This window comes from Micropruina sp. (assembly GCF_047607385.1).
Classification (GTDB): Bacteria; Actinomycetota; Actinomycetes; order Propionibacteriales; family Propionibacteriaceae; genus Micropruina.
Window position 1 is genome coordinate 24,981 of sequence record NZ_JASGDE010000137.1, and the last position, 21,249, is coordinate 46,229.

At 71.1% G+C, this 21,249-nt stretch carries 23 protein-coding genes; 21 read left to right on the plus strand and 2 right to left on the minus strand.

The window, feature by feature from the left end; genetic code table 11:
- The 6 genes from QM582_RS12290 to QM582_RS12315 are packed head-to-tail and all read left to right on the plus strand — an operon-like array spanning position 1 to position 6,966.
- The gene (locus QM582_RS12290) at positions 1–1,761 is read left to right on the plus strand and encodes an ABC transporter ATP-binding protein (protein WP_415084785.1); all 1,761 of its coding nucleotides are present in this window, start codon (positions 1–3) and stop codon (positions 1,759–1,761) included.
- Positions 1,758–3,491 (plus strand): ABC transporter ATP-binding protein, encoded by a 1,734-nt coding sequence (locus QM582_RS12295; protein ID WP_415084787.1) that lies wholly within the window; start codon positions 1,758–1,760, stop codon positions 3,489–3,491. Before QM582_RS12290 ends, QM582_RS12295 begins: the two co-directional genes overlap by 4 nt.
- Positions 3,492–3,520: 29 nt before the next feature.
- On the plus strand, positions 3,521–4,156 hold the full coding sequence (locus QM582_RS12300) for an MptD family putative ECF transporter S component (RefSeq protein WP_415084789.1): 636 nt from the start codon (positions 3,521–3,523) through the stop codon (positions 4,154–4,156).
- Positions 4,153–4,776 carry an MptD family putative ECF transporter S component gene (locus QM582_RS12305; RefSeq protein ID WP_415084791.1) on the plus strand — a complete coding sequence of 208 codons (624 nt, stop codon included), beginning with the start codon at positions 4,153–4,155 and terminating at the stop codon, positions 4,774–4,776. The genes QM582_RS12300 and QM582_RS12305 overlap by 4 nt, the downstream gene beginning before the upstream one ends.
- Positions 4,754–5,539, plus strand: a complete 786-nt coding sequence (locus tag QM582_RS12310; protein ID WP_415084792.1) for an energy-coupling factor transporter transmembrane component T — start codon at positions 4,754–4,756, stop codon at positions 5,537–5,539. The genes QM582_RS12305 and QM582_RS12310 overlap by 23 nt, the downstream gene beginning before the upstream one ends.
- Positions 5,536–6,966: an ATP-binding cassette domain-containing protein gene (locus QM582_RS12315; protein ID WP_415084793.1), complete on the plus strand. Its 1,431-nt coding sequence runs from the start codon at positions 5,536–5,538 to the stop codon at positions 6,964–6,966. The genes QM582_RS12310 and QM582_RS12315 overlap by 4 nt, the downstream gene beginning before the upstream one ends.
- A gap of 442 nt (positions 6,967–7,408) precedes the next feature.
- Here the strand turns inward: QM582_RS12315 and QM582_RS12320 are convergent, their stop codons facing one another.
- Positions 7,409–7,684, minus strand: a complete 276-nt coding sequence (locus QM582_RS12320) for a hypothetical protein (protein ID WP_415084795.1) — start codon at positions 7,682–7,684, stop codon at positions 7,409–7,411.
- Between the two features lie 102 nt (positions 7,685–7,786).
- Here QM582_RS12320 and QM582_RS12325 point away from each other — a divergent pair, with 102 nt between their 5' ends.
- The 14 genes from QM582_RS12325 to QM582_RS12390 all read left to right on the plus strand — a co-directional run bounded on the left by QM582_RS12325 (position 7,787) and on the right by QM582_RS12390 (position 19,519).
- Complete coding sequence (locus QM582_RS12325; RefSeq protein WP_415084797.1) at positions 7,787–8,419, plus strand: TetR/AcrR family transcriptional regulator; 633 nt, start codon at positions 7,787–7,789, stop codon at positions 8,417–8,419.
- 109 nt (positions 8,420–8,528) lie between these two features.
- Positions 8,529–9,581, plus strand: coding sequence for a DMT family transporter (locus tag QM582_RS12330; protein WP_415084799.1), 1,053 nt, complete (start codon positions 8,529–8,531; stop codon positions 9,579–9,581).
- A gap of 177 nt (positions 9,582–9,758) precedes the next feature.
- Positions 9,759–10,736: an ABC transporter substrate-binding protein gene (locus QM582_RS12335; protein WP_415084801.1), complete on the plus strand. Its 978-nt coding sequence runs from the start codon at positions 9,759–9,761 to the stop codon at positions 10,734–10,736.
- A 19-nt stretch (positions 10,737–10,755) separates the two neighbouring features.
- Positions 10,756–11,412 (plus strand): SAM-dependent methyltransferase, encoded by a 657-nt coding sequence (locus tag QM582_RS12340; protein ID WP_415084803.1) that lies wholly within the window; start codon positions 10,756–10,758, stop codon positions 11,410–11,412.
- A 33-nt stretch (positions 11,413–11,445) separates the two neighbouring features.
- Positions 11,446–12,069, plus strand: coding sequence for a helix-turn-helix domain-containing protein (locus tag QM582_RS12345; RefSeq protein ID WP_415084805.1), 624 nt, complete (start codon positions 11,446–11,448; stop codon positions 12,067–12,069).
- Positions 12,070–12,128: 59 nt separating this feature from the next.
- Positions 12,129–13,016 (plus strand): fructose bisphosphate aldolase, encoded by an 888-nt coding sequence (locus QM582_RS12350; protein WP_415084807.1) that lies wholly within the window; start codon positions 12,129–12,131, stop codon positions 13,014–13,016.
- A gap of 13 nt (positions 13,017–13,029) precedes the next feature.
- Positions 13,030–13,323, plus strand: a complete 294-nt coding sequence (locus tag QM582_RS12355; RefSeq protein ID WP_415084809.1) for a hypothetical protein — start codon at positions 13,030–13,032, stop codon at positions 13,321–13,323.
- The gene (locus QM582_RS12360) at positions 13,320–14,414 is read left to right on the plus strand and encodes a FecCD family ABC transporter permease (protein WP_415084811.1); all 1,095 of its coding nucleotides are present in this window, start codon (positions 13,320–13,322) and stop codon (positions 14,412–14,414) included. Before QM582_RS12355 ends, QM582_RS12360 begins: the two co-directional genes overlap by 4 nt.
- Complete coding sequence (locus QM582_RS12365; RefSeq protein WP_415084813.1) at positions 14,411–15,253, plus strand: ABC transporter ATP-binding protein; 843 nt, start codon at positions 14,411–14,413, stop codon at positions 15,251–15,253. Before QM582_RS12360 ends, QM582_RS12365 begins: the two co-directional genes overlap by 4 nt.
- On the plus strand, positions 15,250–16,212 hold the full coding sequence (locus QM582_RS12370; protein WP_415084815.1) for an ABC transporter substrate-binding protein: 963 nt from the start codon (positions 15,250–15,252) through the stop codon (positions 16,210–16,212). Before QM582_RS12365 ends, QM582_RS12370 begins: the two co-directional genes overlap by 4 nt.
- A gap of 157 nt (positions 16,213–16,369) precedes the next feature.
- Positions 16,370–17,314 (plus strand): metal ABC transporter solute-binding protein, Zn/Mn family, encoded by a 945-nt coding sequence (locus QM582_RS12375; RefSeq protein ID WP_415084817.1) that lies wholly within the window; start codon positions 16,370–16,372, stop codon positions 17,312–17,314.
- Between the two features lie 53 nt (positions 17,315–17,367).
- Positions 17,368–18,204 (plus strand): metal ABC transporter ATP-binding protein, encoded by an 837-nt coding sequence (locus QM582_RS12380; RefSeq protein WP_415084827.1) that lies wholly within the window; start codon positions 17,368–17,370, stop codon positions 18,202–18,204.
- Complete coding sequence (locus QM582_RS12385) at positions 18,204–19,103, plus strand: metal ABC transporter permease (protein ID WP_415084819.1); 900 nt, start codon at positions 18,204–18,206, stop codon at positions 19,101–19,103. Before QM582_RS12380 ends, QM582_RS12385 begins: the two co-directional genes overlap by 1 nt.
- 23 nt (positions 19,104–19,126) lie before the next feature.
- Complete coding sequence (locus tag QM582_RS12390) at positions 19,127–19,519, plus strand: Fur family transcriptional regulator (protein ID WP_415084821.1); 393 nt, start codon at positions 19,127–19,129, stop codon at positions 19,517–19,519.
- 121 nt (positions 19,520–19,640) lie between these two features.
- Here the strand turns inward: QM582_RS12390 and QM582_RS12395 are convergent, their stop codons facing one another.
- Positions 19,641–20,888 (minus strand): MFS transporter, encoded by a 1,248-nt coding sequence (locus QM582_RS12395; RefSeq protein ID WP_415084823.1) that lies wholly within the window; start codon positions 20,886–20,888, stop codon positions 19,641–19,643.
- Between the two features lie 71 nt (positions 20,889–20,959).
- Between QM582_RS12395 and QM582_RS12400 the strand changes: the two genes are divergently transcribed.
- The coding region (locus QM582_RS12400) for a hypothetical protein (RefSeq protein WP_415084825.1) at positions 20,960–21,249 on the plus strand (290 nt) is incomplete at its 3' end.

Here is a 21,249-nt window from a genome sequence, read left to right on the forward strand (position 1 = left end):
ATGAGCCAAGAAGCGCGCGAGTCGTTCTTCGCGCCGGTGCGCGGCAGCCTCGCCGCGATCGTCGTGCTGAGCCTGATCGGCGCGGTGAGCAGCGTGGTGCCGTTCGTCGCCATCGTCGAGTTGGCCCGGACGCTGCTGCCGGCGCTGTCCGGGGCGTCCGTGGACGCGGGTCGGGTCTGGGTGATCGTGCTGGTGGCGGTGATCGCCCTGTTCGTCAGCGCCGGAACCGCCTTCGGGGCCGGTGCGGTGGGGCACTTCGCGGACGCCCGGCTCCAGCTGTCGCTGCGGCAGCGGATCGTCCGGCACCTGCAGCGGCTGCCGCTGGGATGGTTCGACCAGCGCTCGTCGGGCACCGTCCGCAAGCTGGTCGAGAGCGACGTGACCGCTCTGCACCAGCTGGTCGCGCACACCATCCAGGAGCTGCTGACGGCCCTCGCCGTGCCGGTGATCGGCCTGGCCTACCTGTTCGCCGTGCAGTGGCAGATGGCCCTGGCGGCACTGCTGCCGCTGGTGGTCGCGATGATCCTGTTCCCGGTGCTGATGCGGGGCAGTGAGGAGAAGTACCGGCAGTACGACGCGGCGACCGCGGCGCTGGCCGGGGCCACCGTCGAGTTCGTCCAGGGCATCGCGGTGGTCAAGCGGTTCGGGCAGCTCGGCCGCAGCCATCGCCGCTACCGGGACGCCACCACCCGCTACGTCCGCTTCGTCGGCGAGTGGACGGCCGAGACCGCCGTCGCCTTCACGATCATCGAGGTGCTCACCTCGCCGGTGGTGGTGCTGGTGTGGCTGCTCGCCGCCGGCTACTGGCTGGTGTCCTCCGGCGCCGCGACCCCGATCGACGTGCTGCCCGGGCTGCTGCTTGGTCTCGGGCTGACCGCGCCGCTGATGAAACTCGGGTCGTCGGGCCAGTTCCTGCGCAACGCGACCAAGGCGCAGCAGTCGCTGGCGGCCTTCTTCGCCCTGCCGCCGGTGTCGCAGCCGGACCGGCCGATCAGCCCGGCCGGGCACGACATCTCCTTGGCGGAGGTGTCCTTCGGCTACGACCCAGACCACCGCGTGCTGCACGAGATCGCCGCGGCCTGCGCGCCGGGCACGGTGACCGCGCTGGTCGGTGCCTCCGGCTCGGGCAAGTCGACGCTGGCCAGGCTGTTGCCGCGGTTCTACGACGTGGACGCCGGGCGGGTCGCCATCGGTGCGGCCGACGTCCGGCAGATCGCCGGGTCGGAGCTGTACCGGACGGTCGGTTTCGTCTTCCAGGACGTCCAGCTGCTGCGGACCAGCCTGCGCGACAACATCCGGCTGACCCGTCCGGACGCCACCGACGCCGAGGTCGAAGCGGCAGCCAAGGCAGCCCAGATCCACGACCGGATCCTGCGCTTCCCGCGCGGCTACGACGCCGTCGTCGGCGAGGACGCCAACCTCTCCGGCGGCGAGGCGCAGCGGGTCACCATCGCCCGCGCCCTGCTCGCCGACACCCCGATCCTGGTGCTGGACGAGGCCACCGCCTTCGCCGATCCGGATTCCGAGGCGGCGATCCAGCGGGCGCTGTCCACCCTGGCCGCGGACCGCACCGTGCTGGTCATCGCGCACCGGCTGCACACCATCACCGGGGCCGACCAGATCCTCGTCCTCGACCACGGACGCCTCGTCGAGCGCGGCAGCCATGACGAACTGGTCGCCGCCGGCGGCCGGTATGCCGGGATGTGGGCCGACTACCAGCGCAACCACGCCCGTTCCCTCCCGGAAGGAGCCGCATCGTGATCGGCCGGATGCTGCGCTACTGCACGCCCGAGGCGCGCCGCCTGGTCGTCGCCGAGCTCGCCTTCGTGGTCGCCACCGCCGTGCTGCAGGGCGTCGCCTTCCTGATCCTGGTGCCACTGCTGCGCGCCTTCTTCGCCGGCGACCACGACGCGGCCGGACGCTGGCTGATCGGCACCGCGGTCGTCGCCGTCCTCTACGCGCTCGCCGCCTGGTGCGCCAGCCAACTCGGCATGAAGGCCAGCGGTGCCGTGCTCGACTCGCTGATCAACCGGCTCGGCGACCGCCTGGTCGAGCTGCCGGTGGCCTGGTTCGGCCCCGACCGCACCGGCCTGGTCACCGGCATCGCGACCCAGGGCGCGATGTTCGTCTCGACCATGCCCTACGCGATCCTGCGGCAGATCCTGGCCGGCTTCATCACCCCGGGGGTGGTGCTGGTCGGCATGTGGTTCTTCGACTGGCGCCTCGCCCTCGCGATGACGCTGATGGTGCCGGTGCTGGTCGTCGCCTACCGCTGGCTGAGCCACCGGATCGGCCAGGGCGACGCCGCGCACGCCGAGGCCGTCGCGGACGCGTCCAGCCGGGTGATCGAGTTCGCCCGGGCGCAGCCGGCGCTGCGCACCGCCGGGGACGCCTCGGTCGCCGACCACCTGGTGGAGCAGGCGCTGCAACGCCAGCACCGCGCCTACCACGGGATGCTGGTCAGTGGCGGCGCCGGCATCGCCACCTTCGCCGGCATCGTCCAGCTCTCGCTCACCGTGGTGCTGATCCTCGGCGCCTTCCTCGCCCTCGGCGGCGGCATCGACGTCGCCACCCTGATCGGGCTGCTGGTGCTGGGCGTCCGGTTCAACGAGCCGATCGTGCAGGCCGGCGATCTCGGCGGCGGTGTCGCAGTGGCCCGCACCACCATCGACCAGCTGGACGAACTCGCCGCGGTGGCGGCGCTGCCCGAACCGGCGACACCCGGGAAGCCGGACGGCTGGGGCATCGAGTTCGACGAGGTCAGCTTCGGCTACGGCGGCGACCCGGTGCTGCGGAACCTCTCCTTCGCCGCCCCCTCGGGCCGGATGACCGCCATCGTCGGACCGTCCGGCTCCGGCAAGACGACCATCACCAAGCTGATCGCCCGGTTCTACGATCCCGAGGACGGCACCGTCCGGCTCGGCGGAGTGCCATTGCCGAAACTCGGCACCGACGTCGTCGAGGCCGCGGTCGCCCCGGTGTTCCAGGACGTCTACCTGTTCGACGACACCATCCTGAACAACGTCTGGATCGGCAACCCCGACCTGTCCCGGGACGAGGTGATCGCCGCCGCCACCCGGGCCCGGGTGGACGAGATCGCCGGACGCCTCCCCGGCGGCTGGGACGCCCGGGTCGGCGAAGGCGGCTCCAACCTGTCCGGCGGCGAACGGCAGCGGGTCTCGATCGCCCGGGCACTGCTCAAGGACGCCCCGGTGGTGCTGCTCGACGAGGCCACCGCGGCCCTCGACATCGGCAACGAGATCGCCATCGGCGAGGCCATCGACGCGATCCGCTCGGACCGGACGCTGATCGTGGTCGCGCACCGGCTGCAGACGATCATGACCGCCGACCGGATCGTGATGCTGGACGGCGTCGGCGGCATCCGGGAGTCCGGAACCCACGCAGAACTGCTCGCCGCGGATGGCGCCTACGCGCGCTACTGGCGCGAACGCGTCGACGCCGCCGGCTGGCAGCTCGCCCCGCAGCACTGAACCCGCCCGTCCGCTGGAAGGAAGCGCCCATGACCGAACTGACCCCGTCGGCGGCTGCCGCGGCGTCCCGGTCGCCGTCCGCCGTGCGGTTCAGCGCCCGCGACCTGCTCAACGTGGCGATCTTCGCGGTGATCTATTTCGTCATCGTGTTCGCCATCGCGATGCTCGGCATCATCGGCCCGCTGGTGATGCTGATCACCCTGCCGCTGTCCGCGGTCGCCGCCGGCGTGCCGTACCTGCTGTTCCTGACCCGGGTCCGGCACGCCGGCATGGTCGCCCTGTTCGACGTCGTGCTCGCCCTGCTCTACCTGATGATCGGGCATCCCTGGCAGAGCACGGCGCTGACCATCCTGCTCGGGGTGCTGGCCGAGCTGGTGCTGCGCGCCGGCGGGTATCGCTCGACCTGGGCCGCGGTCGGGACCTACACGCTGTTCTCGGCGTGGTTCATCGGTCCGTGGATCCCGCTGTTCCTGGACCGCGAGGCCTACCTGCGCTCCCAGGGCCTGACCGCGATGGGTGCGGACTATGTCGCGGCGTTCAACCAGGTCGTCTCCGTCCCGGCCCTGCTGATCATGTTCGCTGCGACGTTGGCCTGCGGCTTCCTCGGCGCGCTGCTCGGCACCGTGCTGCTCCGCAAGCACTTCCGGAAGGCGGGCCTGGCATGAGCGCACCCACGCCGGCGCCCACCCGGCCGAGCCCGGCGCTGCGGTTCAGCGCCCGCGACCTGCTCAACACCGCCGTCTTCGCGGTGATCTTCATCGTGGTCGTCTACGCCATCGGCATGCTCGGCGTCGTCTCCCCGGTGGTCTGGCTGGCCGCGGTGCCGCTGCAGGTGGTCGCCGGCGGCATCGTGGTGATGCTGTTCTTCACCCGGGTCCGGCACGCCGGCATGGTGGCCCTGTTCGCCACCGTCGTCGCCCTGTTCTACCTGATCAGCGGGAACACGCCGCTCAGTTCGCTGGCCATCGTCGGGCTCGGCCTGGCCGCCGAGGTGCTGCTCCGGGCCGGCGGGTATCGCTCGAAGTGGGCGGCGATCTGGGCGTATACCGTCTTCGCGCTGAGCTTCTTCACCCCGCTGCTGCCGCTGCTCACCGACCGGCAGGCGTACTTCGCCAGCCTCAGCTGGACCGAGATGGGCACCGAATACGTGCAGGCGGCCGATGCCCTGCTCAGCCCGGAGGTGATCGGATCGCTCGCGGCGGCCATCGCCGTGGCCGGATTCCTCGGCGCCCTGCTCGGTTCGGCACTGCTCCGGAAGCACTTTGTCCGCGCCGGCCTCGCCTGATCGCGGGACGTGGGGACAGACCCCTCGCACCACCGACGGCCTGCCCGCTGAGGTCGCGGCCGGGCCGGAGCGAGGCCTGGATCCGCGGTCCAAGGTGCTGTTGGTGCTGGCCTGCAGCATCGCGGTGATGAGCGCCGGCGGGTTGCGGTTCGTGCCCGCGGTGCTGGCGCTGGCCGTCCTACTGGCCGTCACCGAACGCGCCTGGGCCCGCGCCGTCGGGATCGTGGCCACCACGGTCGCCATGTGGTGGTTGGGCTGGGTGCTGCCGGTGTGCTGGCCGAACCCGGTCACCGCGATCCTGGCGATCGCCTGCGGCTACCTGATCCGCTTCGTCGCCGCGGTCGGGGTCGGGACGCACCTGATCGCCACCACCTCGCCGACCCAGCTGGCGGCGGCGCTGCGGGCCTGGCGGCTGCCGCGTCCGATCTCGGTCACCCTCGCGGTGATGCTCCGCTTCTTCCCGGTGGTCAGCGCCGAGTCCGCCGCGGTGCTGGACGCCCTGCGGCTGCGGGGACTGGCCGGAGCCGCCGGGGTGCTGCGCCACCCCGTCCTCACCCTGGAACGGTTCACCGTGCCGATGATCGCCGCCAGCCTGCGGGCCAGCGAGGACCTCTCCGCATCCGCGATCCTGCGCGGCCTCGGCTCGCACCGGAAGCCCACCACGATCCGGCCGCCACGGTTCGGGCCGGCCGACGGCCTCCTCGTCCTGGCCGTCGCCGCGCTCACGGTCGCCGCCCTGAACCTTCCGGGGCCGCTGGCATGATCGGCGTCGACCAGGTCAGCTGGAGCTACCCGCACGCCGAACAACCCAGCCTGCGCACGCTCGACCTGCAGATCAAGCCGGGCGAGTTCGTCATCCTGTGCGGCGCGTCCGGCTCCGGCAAATCCACCGCACTACGGCTGATGAACGGCCTCATCCCGCACTTCCACAACGACGGCGTGCTGACCGGCACCGTCACCGTGGACGGCATCGTCACCGTCGACGCCGAACTGGACGCGATCGGCCTGGTCACCGGCACGGTGCTGCAGCACCCGCGCCGGCAGTTCTTCACCGACACCGCCCGCGAGGAGACCGCCTTCGCGATGGAGAACTTCGGGCTGCCGCCCGACCTGATCCGGCACCGGGTGGCCGGGGTGCTCGCCGAGCTGGCCGACCACGTCCCGGTCGAACAGCGGCTGCGGGAGCTCTCCGGCGGCCAGCAGCAGCAGGTCGCCATCGCCGCGGCGTCCGCCCACGGCCCCGGCGTCCTGCTGCTCGACGAACCCAGCTCCAATCTCTCCGCGGACGCCGTCGATCGGCTCACCGCCACCCTCGCCGCACTCAAGGCCCAAGGGGTGACGATCGTGGTCGCCGAACACCGGCTGAGTTACCTGAGCGAGCTCGTCGACCGGGTGATCGTGATGCGCGACGGCACCATCGACGCCGAATGGACGGCCGACGAGTTCCGCGCCGTCACCGACGCCGACCTGGCCCGCGAAGGGCTGCGCGGACGGGTCCGTTCGGTCGAGCTGCCCACGCTGCCGGCCATCGGGGACAGCGTCGCCGCCGGCCGCGCCGAGTTCGCGGTGGACACCGGCGGGCTGGAACTGGACGGGGTGCGCTGCCGGCTCGGCGGACGGGTAGTCCTCGATCTGGAGCAGGCCGTCTTCCCGGCCGGCGAGGTGACCGCGATCCGTGGCGTCAACGGCGCCGGCAAGACCACCTTGGCCCGGGTCGTCACCGGCCTGCAGCGCAGCACCGGCCGGATCCGGCTCGGCGGCGTGACGCTCGGCACCCGGGCGCGGCAACGGGCCAGTGCGATCGTGATGCAGGACGTCCAGCGCCAGCTGTTCACCGACAGCGTCGAGGCCGAGATCGAGCTGGCTGCCTCGGACGCCGTCCGGGTCCCCGCGACGGGCGACGTCCTGGACGCGCTCGACCTCGCCCAGCTCGCCGATCGGCATCCGCTGTCGCTGTCCGGCGGTCAGCAGCAGCGCCTGGTGGTCGCCTCGGTCCGGGTCTCCGGGCGGCGCATCGTGGTCTTCGACGAACCCAGTTCCGGGGTGGACCGGCGGCATCTGCAATCGATCTCCGACCAGATCCGCCAGGTCGCCGCGGACGGCGCGGTGGTGCTGCTGATCAGCCACGACGACGACCTGCTGGCGCTGGCCGCGGATCGCCAGCTCACGCTACGTCCTACCGAGCGCTGATCAACCCGCTCCCTCGTCATCCCTGACGTGATCCGGATCTCCCGCCGATGATGTGGGGTCGTAGCCCGCGATGAAGCGGATCATCGGCGCTTCCTCATCGGTGGATCGTGGCGTGTCCACACCCGGCCACCCCTTCGAACCGGATCCTGGTGGTTATCACGCCCGAGAAACAGGCCGATGCGAGCTCGAACCACTTCTTGGTGGGTATGGGTTACCCCCTGGGGGTATTCGTATCCACTAGAAAGTGGTTCGAGCTCCGGTGGAGCGGCGACACCGCCCGGATAACCACCAAAACCTGGCAGTAGCGACCTTTTCCTCGATGGAAGCGCGGATCAATGCGGCTCGATCCCGGACGCGATCGGGATCTCGCCCGACTGTGGTGCTGTCTTTGCCTCGGTTGACCGGGCGAGTCTGGCACGTCCCAGTTCGATTGCGACGCCCGTCACAGCTCGCTCTTCGGGCGTCCGGCGGAAGCGTCGCGGTCGAACACCGGAGCCGGATACCCCAACCCGGGGTTGGGCAGCAGCCGGACATCGACGCCGAACGCGCGGGGGAGTTCGTCGCCGGCGAGAATCGCCTCCGGTGGCCCGATGACGCGTAGTCGTCCAGCGTCCATCAGGGCGATCCGGTCGGCGAACCGGGCGGCCGTCGCCAGGTCGTGCAGCACCACGACAACCGACAGTCCGGTACCGGCCAGCTCGCGGATCAGCTGCAGCACGTCCAGCTGGTGACCGGTGCCGTCATGGTTCGCTCCTTATGTAGCGATCGCTAGATATATGCACCGTAGCGCATTAGCTAGCGATCGATATAAAATGATGGGATGGCCGCCACTGTGACGCGAGGGCGTCCGCGCTCCTTCGACCGCGATGCGGCACTCGACCGCGCGATCCGGCTGTTCTGGCGCAAAGGCTACGAGGCGACGTCGGTGCGCGATCTCAGCGAGGAACTCGGGATCGGCCAGCCCAGCCTGTACGCCGCTTTCGGCGACAAGCGCACCCTGTTCGACGAGGCCGTCGCGGTGTACGACCGCAGATACGGCGGCTTCATCCGGGCTGCTCTCGACCAGGAGGCCACCGCCGTCGTGGCGATGCGCCGCATCCTCGCCGAAGCCCCGGCGAGGTACACGCGGCGAGGGCTGCCGCGGGGATGTCTGGTCCGCTGCGGCGACGTCGGCACCGAGGACGCGCAGGTGCGGGCGTCGTTGTCCCGGATGCGTCAGGAGAACGCACACCAGCTCCGACGCAAGATCGAAGCAGACGTCGCCGCAGGACTCCTCCTGGACGGCACCGATGCCGCCGGGCTGGCCGGCTACGTCCTGGCGATACTCAACGGCATGGTGCTGCAAGCGCGCGACGGTGCCACACGGCAGGATCTGGAGAAGGTCGCAGGCCTCGCGAAAGCGGCGCTCCCGGCAGAGACCCCCTCGGCCGAACGCGCTGCACCGGGCGCCTAGAGCAATACCCGGGGTTGTGGGCCGACAACCATGGTCGGCCGGACCCGTTATCGCACGATCCGCGCTCCCCGCGCTTGCCAAGCGGCTGGACGGGGGAGAGCATCGGGGAGTGAGTTCCGGCATCATTCGCAACGCGGGCGTCCAGGCGGGGATCGCCTCCGCCGTCCTGTTCGGCGCCGGGACGCCGGCCGCGAAGCTGCTGCTGGGCGAGGTGTCGCCCTGGCTGCTGGCGGGGCTGTTGTACGTCGGATCGGGCCTCGGTCTCGGCCTCTATCGGATGGTTCGGCGGTTGCCGCGAGTCCGGCTCGCGCCGGAGGAGCGGCTGCCGCTCGCGGGTGCCGTGCTGTTCGGCGGGCTGCTCGGGCCCGTGCTGCTGATGGCCGGGCTGTCCGGGATGCCCGCTTCGGGTGCTTCGCTGCTGCTGAACGCCGAAGGGGTGTTCACCGCGCTGCTGGCCTGGTTCGTGTTCCGGGAGAACGTCGACCGGCGGATCGCGATCGGCATGGTGGCCATTGTCGGCGGCGCCGTCGTGCTCGCCGTCCCTACGGGCGGGGTCGAGTTCGGTTCGGGCTGGTCGTCGCTGGCCGTGCTCGGCGCCTGCCTGAGCTGGGGTGTCGACAACAACCTGACCCGCAAGGTCGCACTCACCGACGCGACCTGGCTGGCGGCGGTCAAGGGTGCCGTGGCCGGTCCGGTCAACCTGGTGCTGGCCTTCCTGCTCGGGGCCACCGTCCCGCAGGCGACGAGCGTGGTCGCCGCCATGGGTGTCGGTCTGTTGGCCTACGGCGTCAGCCTGGTGTTGTTCATCGTGGCGCTGCGGCAGGTGGGGACGGCTCGCGCCGGCGCCCATTTCTCGGTCGCCCCGTTCTTCGGCGCAATCGTGGCGCTCACCCTCGGAGAACCGCTGACTGCGCCGCTCCTGGTGGCCGCCGCGTTGATGGCGCTCGGCGTGTGGCTCCACCTGAGCGAACGGCACGAGCACGAACACGCCCATCAGCCGGTGCGGCACGACCACTGGCACCGCCATGACGACGGCCACCACGATCATCCGCATGCCGAGCCGGTGGCGCGCGGAACCTGGCACCGTCACGAGCACGTCCACGAGGCCGTCACCCACACGCATCCGCACTTCCCGGACTCGCATCACCGGCACGGTCACTGATCGGCCGGAGCGCCGCAGCGCCGGGTGTGTCTCCGGCGTCCCGCTCCGGCAGGACGCCCTTGCCGATTCGGCATGAGGATTTTCACCAACCCGCTCCGGTCTCGTACCGTCGACAACAGCTATTGAGAACCGTTGTCACTGGCTGGGGTAAGCCCGGCCAGGCTCGAAAGGTGCACCATGAAGACTCTCCGAACCCGTCTCGGGATACCGGCGTTGGTGCTGGCCGGCCTCGTCTTCGCCGGTTGCTCGCCGGCCTCGACCAGCACGCCGTCGGCGGGCGCGCCGGCGTCCGGCTATCCGGCGACGATGGCCTCCTGTGGGCGTGACTTCAGCTACGCCCAGGCGCCGTCCCGGGTGGTGCTCGGCAACTATCGCACCCTGAAGACCCTGGACGCCTTGGGCGTCGCCGGCTCGGTGACCGGCTACCTGCTCGGGCCGGACGACCGCGGTATCCGTCCGACCACGCTGCCGGCGAACCTCGAACTGGTCTCCCCGGACGCCATCCCCGCCCGCGAACCGGTGATCGCCGCCAAGCCGGATCTGTTCCTGTCCTTCAACGAGGCCCAACTCGTCGGCCGCGGCACCCTCTCCTACGACGACCTCGCCGACATCGGTGCGAACGCCTACGTGATGGGCGGCTACTGCGCCACCGCCCCCAACAATCGCACCATCGACACCGTCTATGCCGACATCGCCAACCTGGGCACGATGTTCGGCGTCCCCGACCGCGCCGAACGGCTGAACAAGCAACTGAAGGACCGGGTGGCTGCGGCGAAGCAGTCGCTGGCTGGCAGCACCGGCACCGTGGCCTTCCTCAAGGTGCTCGGCGGCAAGGTGTACGCGATCGGCGGCTACCCGGCCTCGGCGATGCTCGGTGCGCTCGGCCTGACCAACCAGTTCGCCGACCTGCCCACGCCCTTCGCCGAGCTGAGCGCCGAGCAGGCCCTCGCGATGAAGCCTGACCTCGTCTTCGTGAACTACGTCGGCGACGAACGGGCCGCCATCGCCGCACTTGGCAAGGTGCTGCCCGACCTGCCTGCCGTGAAGGAGGGGCGCGTCCGCGGCGCCGACGAGAACCTGGCCCAGGGCAGCGGCGTCGGGGTCGTCGACGCCCTCGAGGCACTTGCCGCCGACGTCAAGAGCGTCCGACGCTGACCCGAAGGAGGACGTCATCATGAGCAACCCGATGCCCAGCGCCCCCGAGTTCTGGGACGGCTTCTACGCCGACCACACCCACGCCGAGCGCGGACCGGTCAACCGGAACCTGATCGCCGAGGTGGACGGCCTGGAACCGGGCGGCGCGCTCGACCTCGGCTGCGGTGAGGGTGCGGACGTGCTCTGGCTGGCCGAGCGCGGCTGGACGGTGCTCGGCGTCGACGCCTCCGCCACGGCCCTCGACCGGGCCCGCGCGCACGCCGAACGACTCGGGCTGGCCGGACGGGTGACGTTCGCGCAGCACGACCTGGCGACGTCCTTCCCGGCGGGGGAGTTCGACCTGGTGTCGGCCCAGTTCCTGCACTCACCGGTCGCCGCCCCCGGCGAACGGGAGCGCATCCTGAACCGCGCCGCCGCCGCCGTCGCGCCGGGTGGGCACCTCTTGGTGGTCTCGCACTGGGGCGTGCCGCCCTGGCACCAGGGCATGCCGCCGGTCGACCACCCGGTCAACCTGACTCTGCAGTCGCCGGAGCAGAATCGGGCCGCGCTGCAGCTTGCGGACGGGCGGTGGCAGACCGTGCGCGACGAGCTCGACGTGGTCGAACTGACCGGTCCCGACGGACAGCCGGGCACTCGCGAGGACCACGTCCTGCACGTCCGCCGGACCGGACGATGACGACGGCCGTCCGCGGCCGGCCCCGGTAGCGGCATGGCCGGCCCGGAGGATCGACCCGACCTGACCCGCGCGGTGCTGCGCGAGGTCGGGCCGCGGCTGCGTGCCGCCCGGCTGAAACGTGACCTCACCCTGGAGGCGCTCGCGGAGGCCACTGGAATCTCCGCCTCCACGCTGTCCCGGCTCGAGGCCGGCAAGCGGGCTCCGAACCTCGAACTGCTCCTCCCGGTCACCCGAGCGCTGCGGCTCAGCCTCGACGACCTGCTGATGTGGACCGCGCCCGACCCGCGCGTCCGGGCCCGGATCAGGCGGTTCGGCAACCTGTCCGTGGAGTACCTCTCCCCGGAGAACGCTCCGGTCCAGACCTTCAAGATGACGTTCGTCCCGTCCGATGAACCTATTCGGACCCGCTCCCACGACGGCTACGAGTGGTGCTACGTGCTGCGCGGCCGGGCCCGCGTCGTCCTGGGCGACCGGGAACTCGTGCTGGAGGCCGGCCAGGCGGCCGAGTTCGACACCCGGCTGCCGCACGGGGTGGCCGCCCTGGGTCGCGAGCCGCTGGAGATCCTCGCCATCTTCAACCGCAGCGGCGAGCGGATCCACCTGCCCGGAGGAGTCGTCCCCGAGATCCATAAGAGAATGAGAATCACTCGCAATTAGGTTAGGCTGGGTCCGATCCCACGAACCGATCCGGCAAGAGCCGGCCAAGGAGGCCCTTCATGTCCGACCAGCAGATGCTGACCCGCTTCGAGACCGGCGACGGCTTCATCGCCGCCCTGGACCAGAGCGGTGGCAGCACGCCCAAGGCGCTGAAGTCGTACGGCATCGACGAGTCCGCGTACTCCACCGATGCCGAGATGTACGACCTGATCCAGGCCGCCCGGGCCCGGATCATCACCAGCCCCGCCTTCACCAGCGAGAAGATCCTCGGCGCGATCCTGTTCGAGGCCACCCTCGACCGGCGGATCGACGGCCTCGGGGTCGCCGACTACCTGTGGCAGCGCAAGGGCATCATCCCGTTCGTCAAGATCGACAAGGGCCTGGCCGACCAGGCCGACGACGTCCAGCTGATGAAGGACATCCCCGGCCTGGACGAGCTGCTCGCCAAGGCCCGCGACCTGGGCGTCTTCGGCACCAAGGAGCGCTCGGTGGTCCACGCCGCCAACCCGACCGGCATCGAGGCGATCGTCGCCCAGCAGTTCGAGCTGGGGGAGCGCGTCCTGAACGCCGGGCTGATGCCGATCCTGGAGCCCGAGGTGAGCATCGGCGCTCCCGACAAGGCCGAGGCGGAAACCCTGCTGAAGGCCGCGATCCTGGCCCGGCTGGACGGGCTGGGGGAGCGCAAGGTGGCTCTCAAGCTGTCCATCCCGAGCGTCGACGGCTACTACACCGACCTGATCGAGCACCCCAAGGTGGCCCGGGTGGTGGCCTTGTCCGGCGGCTACAGCCGAGACGAGGCCAACGAGCGGCTGGCCCGCAACCCGGGCCTGATCGCCAGCTTCAGCCGGGCGCTGCTGGACGGGCTCACCGCGCAGCAGAGCGACGAGGAGTTCGACGCCGTGCTGGCCGAGACCAGCGCGGCGATCTACGCGGCCTCGGTCGCCTGATCGGTTCCGGTCCGTGAGCATCGATCAGGGTTGGGTGAGCGACGCCCAGTATCGCTGCATCCGGGCCGGGCTGCGGGTTCTGTCGGCATGGACGCGGCCGTCCCGCGACCCGGACGCCGCGCTCGGCCGGGCGCTGCGCTACGAACCCGACGGTGGCCAGGTCGTGGTCGGCCTGGCCACCGTGGCCCGGCTGCTCGCCATGGAGCTGGCCGCCGCCACCGGACGCACCGAACAGGAGGTGCTGACCCGGACCGGCGCCACCGTCGAGCGGCTGCAGTACACGTCCGCGAATCCGGGCGCGGAGTGACCCCCGCCCGGTCGCGCATCTTCACCGGAGTGGCGGACGCCGAGGCGCCGCCGCCGGTGCTGCCGCGGTTGTCGCCCTTCGCGCTGTTGCTCGCCGGGCTGTCCGGGGGCGTGTTGGTGCTGGCCCTGGTGTCGGTGTCGATCGGGTCGGTGCCGATCTCGATCGGCGAGGTGTGGCAGATCGTCGCCGCGCACCTGGGGCTGGCCGGGGCGTCCGGCGACTCCGTCTTCGACCAGATCGTCTGGACGGTCCGCATCCCGCGCACCCTGTTGGCCGTCTTGGTCGGCGCCGGGCTGGGTGTGGCCGGCACCGTCATCCAGGCGGTGGTGCGCAACCCGCTGGGCGACCCGCAGCTGATCGGGGTCACCCCGGGTGCCGGTTTCGGCGCCGTGCTGGTGATCGTGCTGGGCAGCGACGCGGTCGGCGGCGCGCCGCTGGCCGGCGCCGCGTTCGGCGGTGCGCTACTGGCCTTCGCCGTCGTCTTCCTGCTCGGACGCCGCGGCGGCGAGTGGCCGCCGGCCCGGCTGGTGCTGGCCGGGGTCGCGGTCGGCTACGTGTTCTCGTCCGCCACCTATTTCCTGCAGATCCTGGCCACCCCGACCCAGGTGCAGCGGGTGCTGTACTGGTCGCTGGGCAGCGTCTCCGGCGCCCAGTGGAGCGACCTGACGCTGTTGACGGTCGTCGTCGGGCTGGGCGCGGGCTGGCTGGTGATCGCCGGTGGACGCCTCAACGCCCTGGTCTCCGGTGCCGACCTGGCCCGCTCGCTCGGCGTCGACGTGGGACGGTTCCAGTTGCAGCTGATGCTGCTGGCCGCGTTGGTCACCGGCTGCGTGGTCACCGTCTCCGGCGGCATCGGCTTCGTCGGCCTGATGGTGCCGCACATCGCCCGGCAACTGGTCGGCGCCGACCACCGCCGGGTGCTGCCCTGCGCCCTGCTGATCGGGGCCGCGGTGCTGCTGGTCGCCGACCTGATCGCCCGCCTGGTGCTGGCCCCGGCCGAGCTCCCGGTCGGGGTGGTCACCGCCGCCATCGGCGCGCCGTTCTTCGTCTGGCTGCTGGCGAGCGGACGCCGTCCGGGGCGGACGCGATGAGGGTCGACGTCACCGGGCTGCGGGTCGAACTGGCCGGACGCCGCATCCTGCACGAGGCCCGGCTGGCGGTGGCCGACGGCGAGTTCGTCGGACTGGTCGGGCCGAACGGGTCCGGCAAGACCACCCTGCTGCGCAGCGTCTACCGGGCGCTGCGGCCGAGCTCCGGCGCGGTGGCGGTGGGCGGCGACGAGGTGTGGCAGCTGCCCGCCCGCGAGGCGGCCCGGCGCACCGCCGCGGTGCTGCAGGACGACGTCCCGGACTTCGAGTTCTCCGTCCGCGAGGTGGTCGAGCTCGGACGGGTGCCGCACCTGGGACGCCTGGAACGGTTGCGCGACGACGACCACGACGCGGTCGATGCGGCGCTGGCCACCGCCGGGGTGTCCCAGCTGGCCGACCGCGGCGTCGGCACCTTGTCCGGCGGTGAGCGGCAGCGGGTGTTCGTGGCCCGCGCGCTGGCCCAGGCCACCCCGGTCATCGTCCTCGACGAACCCACCAACCATCTCGACATCCGCGCCCAGGTGGAGCTGCTCGAACTGCTCCATTCCCTGCCGGTCACCGTGCTCGCCGCCCTGCACGACCTGAACCTGGCCGCGGCCTACTGCGACCGCGTCGTCGTCCTGGCCGCCGGACGCGTCGTCGCCGACGGCCCCACCGACGACGTGCTCACCCCGGAGCTGATCGGCTCCGTCTACGGCGTCGCCGTGCACCGCGGTCTCAACCCGCTGACCGGACGTCCCACCCTCAGCTACGCACCCGCGACCGGGCCGGCCCCAGCAGGGCCCACCCCGACCGACAGCGTCCCAACTCACAGTGCCCCAACTCGTAAGGAGAACAGATGAAGGTCATCACCCGGTCCCTGGTCGCGACCGCCCTGGCGCTCGCCACGGTGGCCTGCAGCGGTCCCGCCGCACCGGTCGGCCCGTCCCCGTCGGCTGCTCCGGCCGGCTATCCGGTCACGGTGGCCAGCTGCGGACGCGACTTCAGCTACGCCAAACCGCCGTCCCGGGTGGTGCTCGGGTACCCCGGCACCCTGGACACGTTGACCGCGCTCGGCGTCCAGAACAGCGTGCACGGCTACGTGCTCGGTTCGCTCGGCAAGCTGCCGGCGGGCGCGCCGGACGGCATCGTCCAGGTCTCGCCCGACTACACCCCGTCGCGGGAGTCGATGGTCGGCGCCCGGCCCGACCTGTTCCTCGGCAACGACGAGGGCCAGCTGACCGGCGAGGGCACGGTCAGCTACGAGGACCTGGCCGGGATCGGCGCCGGTGTGTACATCATGGGCGGCTACTGCGCGAAGGCGCCGGCCGGACGCACCCTGGCCACCATCGAGGCCGACGTCACCAGTCTGGGCCGGATCTTCGGTGTCGAGGACAAGGTCCGTGCCCTCAACCAGGAGATCGAGACCCGGGTGGCGCGGGCCAAGGCGTCACTGAACGGCAAGCAGCTGCGCATCGCGTACGTGCAGTCGTACAACGGCAAGCTCTACGCCAACAGCGGCTACCCCGCGGCCACCATCATCGAGGCACTCGGCCAGGTCAACGAGTTCGACGATCTCAAGCAGAGTTGGGCCGAGATCAGCCGTGAGGACGCCCTGCGCCGCAAGCCGGACGTGCTGATCGTGAACGTCTCCGACGGCAAATCCGAGGCGGCCGTCGCCGAGATCAGCAAGACCCTGGCCGGCACCAAGGCGGTCGCGGCGGGCCACGTCCTCAGCATCGACGGCGGCGACTTTGAAGCCGGCGGGGTCAGCGTCATCCGGCAGCTGGAGGAGGTCGCGGCCCAACTGGCGACGCTGTAGCGGGCCGGCCCGGCCGACGAACGCCGGAGGGTCAGCGGGTGGGCAGCCGCCCAAGAAAGTTATGAGAGTAGTTATCATTACCGATGGAATCACGAGCACCAGCCGCGCCGTCCCCCCCTCGGGTGGTGACCGCCGGCCCCGACCAGATTGGACAACCATGAAGCTCACCCGATTCGCACTGCCGCTCACCGCGTCGTTGGCGGCGCTCGCGCTGGCCAGTTGCTCGTCGCCCACCGCGGCGACGACCTCGCCCGGTGCGTCCGGCAGTCCCAGCGCGAGCACGGCAACCGCCCCGATCGACGTCGTCGCGTCCACCAACGTGTGGGGCGACATCGCCGCGAAGGTCGGCGGTGACAAGGTGAACGTCACCTCGATCATCGACGACCCCGACAAAGATCCGCACGAGTACGAGGCGAGCGCCCAGAACCAGCTGGCGCTGTCCAAGGCGAAGGTCGTGATCGAGAACGGCGGCGGCTACGACGACTTCGTCGACACCATGCTGTCCTCGGCCAAGAACACCTCGGCCACGGTGCTCAACGCCGTCACCATCTCCGGCAAGAAGGCCGCGGCGGGCGAGGAACTGAACGAGCACGTCTGGTACGACTTCCCGACCGTCGAGAAGGTGATCGACCAGATCCAGTCGTCCTACGCGACCATCGATCCGGCCAGCGCCGACACCTTCGCCAACAACGCCAAGCAGCTCAAGGGCTCGATCGACGCCCTGGTGAAGAAGGAAGGCGACCTGAAGGCGACCTACAACGGGCAGCCCGCGTCGATCACCGAGCCGGTGCCGCTGTACATGCTCGAGGCGATCGGGCTGAAGAACAAGACGCCGGACGCCTTCTCCGAAGCCATCGAAGAGGACACCGACGTCGCGCCGGCCGTGCTGCAGGCCACGCTCAAGCTGTACAGCGGACACGCGGTGAAGCTGCTCGCCTACAACGAGCAGACCACCGGCGCCCAGACCGAAGCGGTGCTCAAAGCCGCCAGGGACAACAACATCCCGGTCGTCGGCGTCACCGAGACCCTGCCCAAGGGCGAGGACTACGTCTCCTGGATGACGAAGAACCTCGACGCCATCGGTGCCGCTCTCGCGAAGTGACGACCGACATCGCAACCCGGTCCGCCTCGTCGCCAGTGTCCGGCGACGAGGCGGTGCTGCGCTTGCGCGGCGCCGGCCTGAGCTTCGGTGAGCGGCTGCTGTGGAGCGGGCTGGACCTGGACGTGCACGTCGGCGAGTTCATCGCCGTCCTCGGCGCCAACGGCTCCGGAAAGTCCAGCCTGCTCAAGGCGATCCTGGGCCAGCTGCGGCTGTCGGAGGGAACCGCCGAGTTCCTCGGGCAGCCGATCCGGCGCGGCAATCGCCGGATCGGCTACGTGCCGCAGCAGAAGCTGGCCGACGACGGCGTCCCGCTGCGCGCCCAGGACCTCATCGGCCTGGGCCTGGACGGGCACCGCTGGGGCATTCCGCTGCCCAGCCGTCGGCGTCGGGCCGCCGTCGACGCACTGATCCGGGACGTGCACGCCGAACGCTATCGGCGCTCGCCGCTGTCCACCCTGTCCGGCGGTGAGCAGCAGCGGCTGCGGATCGGGCAGGCGCTCGCCGGCAATCCCCGGCTGCTGCTCTGCGACGAGCCGCTGCTGTCCCTCGATCTGGCCTATCAGGCCACGGTCAGCGAACTGGTCGACGCCAGCCGGCGCAGCCACCCGCTCGGCGTCCTGTTCGTCACCCATGACATCAATCCGGTGCTCGGCTTCGTCGACCGGGTGCTCTACATCGCCGGTGGCCAGGTCCGGCTCGGCACGCCCGAGCAGGTGATGCGCACCGACGTGCTCAGCGAGCTCTACGGCGCCCCGGTGGACGTGCTGCGCACCCACGGCCGGATCGTGATCGTCGGCGCCCCGGACAGCCATCCCACCCATCATCACGGCCACGGCGAGGTGCCCGACGGCGACCCTGCGGCCGCCACCACGGAAGCCGGACGCCAATGATGACTTTCGCCGAGATCGGCCAGGACTGGTGGTCGCAGCTGTTCGTCTTCGACAACTACGGCGAGCTGGTGGCGTTGCTGCACAACTCGATCCTGGCCGGTGCCGTGCTCGGCGTGGTCGGCGGCCTGATCGGGGTGTTCGTGATCGCCCGGGACATGCCGTTCGCCGTGCACGGGATCAGTGAGCTCTCCTTCGCCGGGGCCTCGGCGGGGCTGCTGCTGGGCATCGGGGTGGTCGCCGGCGCGCTGGCCGGCTCGGTCCTGGCCGCGCTGCTGCTCGGCGTCCTGGGCGCCCGGGCCCGGGACCGCAATTCGATCACCGCGGTGATCATGCCGTTCGGTCTCGGCCTCGGCATTCTCTGCCTGACGCTCTATCCGGGCCGTTCGGCGAACAAATTCGGCCTGCTCACCGGGCAGATCGTGGCCATCGACGACCCGCAGATCGGGGCGCTGATCACCATCTCGGCGATCGTGGTGGCCGGGCTGCTGCTGATCTGGCGGCCGTTGCTGTTCGCCAGCACGGACGCCGACGTGGCGGCCGCCCGCGGCGTCCCGACCCGGCTGTTGTCGATCGTGTTCATGCTGCTGCTGGGCCTTGCGGTGGCCGTCTCGGTGCAGATCGTCGGCGCGTTGCTGGTGCTGTCGCTGCTGGTGACGCCGGCCGCGGCGGCGCTGCGGGTGTCGTCCTCGCCGCTGCTGGTGCCGCTGCTCAGCGTCTGCTTCGCGGTCACCTCGACCGTCGGCGGCATCCTGCTCGCTCTCGGCGGTTCGATCCCGATCAGCCCCTACGTGACCACGATCTCGTTCACCATCTACCTGGTCTGCCAGCTGATCCGGGCCGTTCGAGGCCGGGGCTCGGGCCGGGCCGGCCGGACCCGCCGGCTGCTCGCGGTGCGTTAGCGCCGGCTGGTCGGCACAGCGCCATGGTCACCCCGACGAGGAGGGGCACCCCTCAGCAGGACGCCGTGATCGCCCTGCTCGCCGCCGCCGATCACTTCCTGTCCGCGCGGATGATCCGGGACGAGCTGGCCGGGTCGGACCGACCGGTCAGCCTGGCCACCGTGTACCGGACGCTGCGCGAACTCACCGAAGCCCGCACGGTCGATCGCGTCCACAGCGCCACCGGCGAGACGTTGTACCACCTGCGAGATCGCGTCGACGGCGGCTACCTGGTCTGCCGTTCGTGCGGGGTCGCCGTCCCGATCAGCACCGAGTCGACGCGGAGCCGGGCCGCGGTCGTCGCCACCGCGCGCGGCTTCACCGACGTGGTCGTCACGGTCGACGTCACCGCGGTCTGCCCGGACTGCTCGGCCTGATCGCGCGATCCGTCACTGCTCGCAGGAATCACCACTGCTTTCGGCATATTTCCCGAAAGCAGCGCATGGTCCCGACAGCTGTGGTCGATCGCGAAAGAACCGTCCCGCCGTGCCGAACCTCTCAGTCCTCGACGGGGGTGAGCCGGTCCAGCCGGTCGATCCGGCGCGTCCCCATCGCGAAGCCGGCCGCCAGGCTCACCAGCACTCCGGCGGCGCAGAGCAGCAGCGCCAGCCGGATGCCGCCGGCGCCGGCGATCAGGCCGCCCAGGGTCGCGCCGATCGGGGAGCCGCCCCAGGAGATCATCCGCGCCGTGGTGTTCACCCGGGACTGCAACCGGATCGGGGTCACCGTCTGCCGCACCACGATGGCGTTCAGGGTCACCGCGATCATCGTCGCGTTGAGCAGGGCGATCAGCCCGACGCCGACGATCCAGTCGGTGGTCAGGGCGAGGGTGGCGACCAGGGCGACGGTGGCGGCCAGTCCCGCCAGCGTGATCGTGCCCACCCGCAGTCGGCGCTGCAGCCGGGTGACCAGCACGCTGCCCAGGAAGCTGCCCACCGAGGCCGCCATGTACAGCACACCCAGCCGGCTGTCGTCGTCGGTGAAGCCGAACGCCTCCACACCGACCACCACCAGCAGGGCCGAGACCGCGCCGCCGCCGGTCACCGCCAGCCCCAGGCCGACCATGGTCAGCACCCGGATGACGTGCTGCTCCCAGACGAATCGCAGGCCCTCCATCACGTCCGCCAGCAGCGTGGGGCGTCCGGACGCCTCGGCTCGGACGCGGGGCAGCGGCAGCCGGGCGATCAGGGCCGCCTCCACCAGGTAGCCGACGCCGTCCAGGCCGACCACCCAGGCCGGGCCGACCAGGGTGATCAACATGCCCGCGACGCCCGGGCCAGCGATGCTGATCACCGTGTAGACGGCGGATTGGGACGCCGTGGCGCGTCCGACGTTGTCGCGTCCGACCAGCCGGGGCAGCGCCCCGAAGCCGGCCGCGTCGGCGAAGACGAAGGCCACCCCCACCACGAACGCGGTGACGATCACGTGGCCCGCGGTCAGCACCCCCAGGCCGTGCGCGAGCGACACCGACAGCATGGCGACCCCGGCCACCGTGCTCCAGGCCGCCATGGTGCGGCGGGCGTCCCAGCGATCGGCCAGCGCCCCGGCCGGCAGCCCGAGGATCAGGTACGGCAGCGCGCCGGCCGCCGCCAGCAGGCCGGTCAGCGCCGCGCTACCGGTCAGCTGGTAGATCAGCACCGGCAGTGCCACCACGCTCATCACGTTGCCGATCCAGGCCGCGACCCGGGCGGTGAGGTAGCGGGAATAGCCGGGAATCGAGCTCAGCCTGAGTGGCGCGTCGGTCATGGCCCTCCTCGGTGCTCCCTGCGCTCCGACGGAGACTAGCAAATGATTGTCGTTATCGTTTATGTTGAGACGTGTCCCAACTCGCGACGGCGTCCACCGGAGTCGGTCAAGCGATTCGCGCCGTGGTCCGGATCGCGACGCCGCTGGTCGGTCACGGCGTGGTGACCGTGGTGGTGACGATGAACGACGCCTTCCTGCTCGGCAGTTCCGGCGCCGCCGTGCTGGGATCGGCCGCGGCCGCGGGGGCGATCGTCACGGTCGGCACGCTGCTGCTGACCGGCCTGGTCGGCACCCCCACCCAGATCCTGGTCGCCCGCGCGGTGGGGGCCGGCGACGCCGCGGGCGCCGCGCGGGCCGCCGA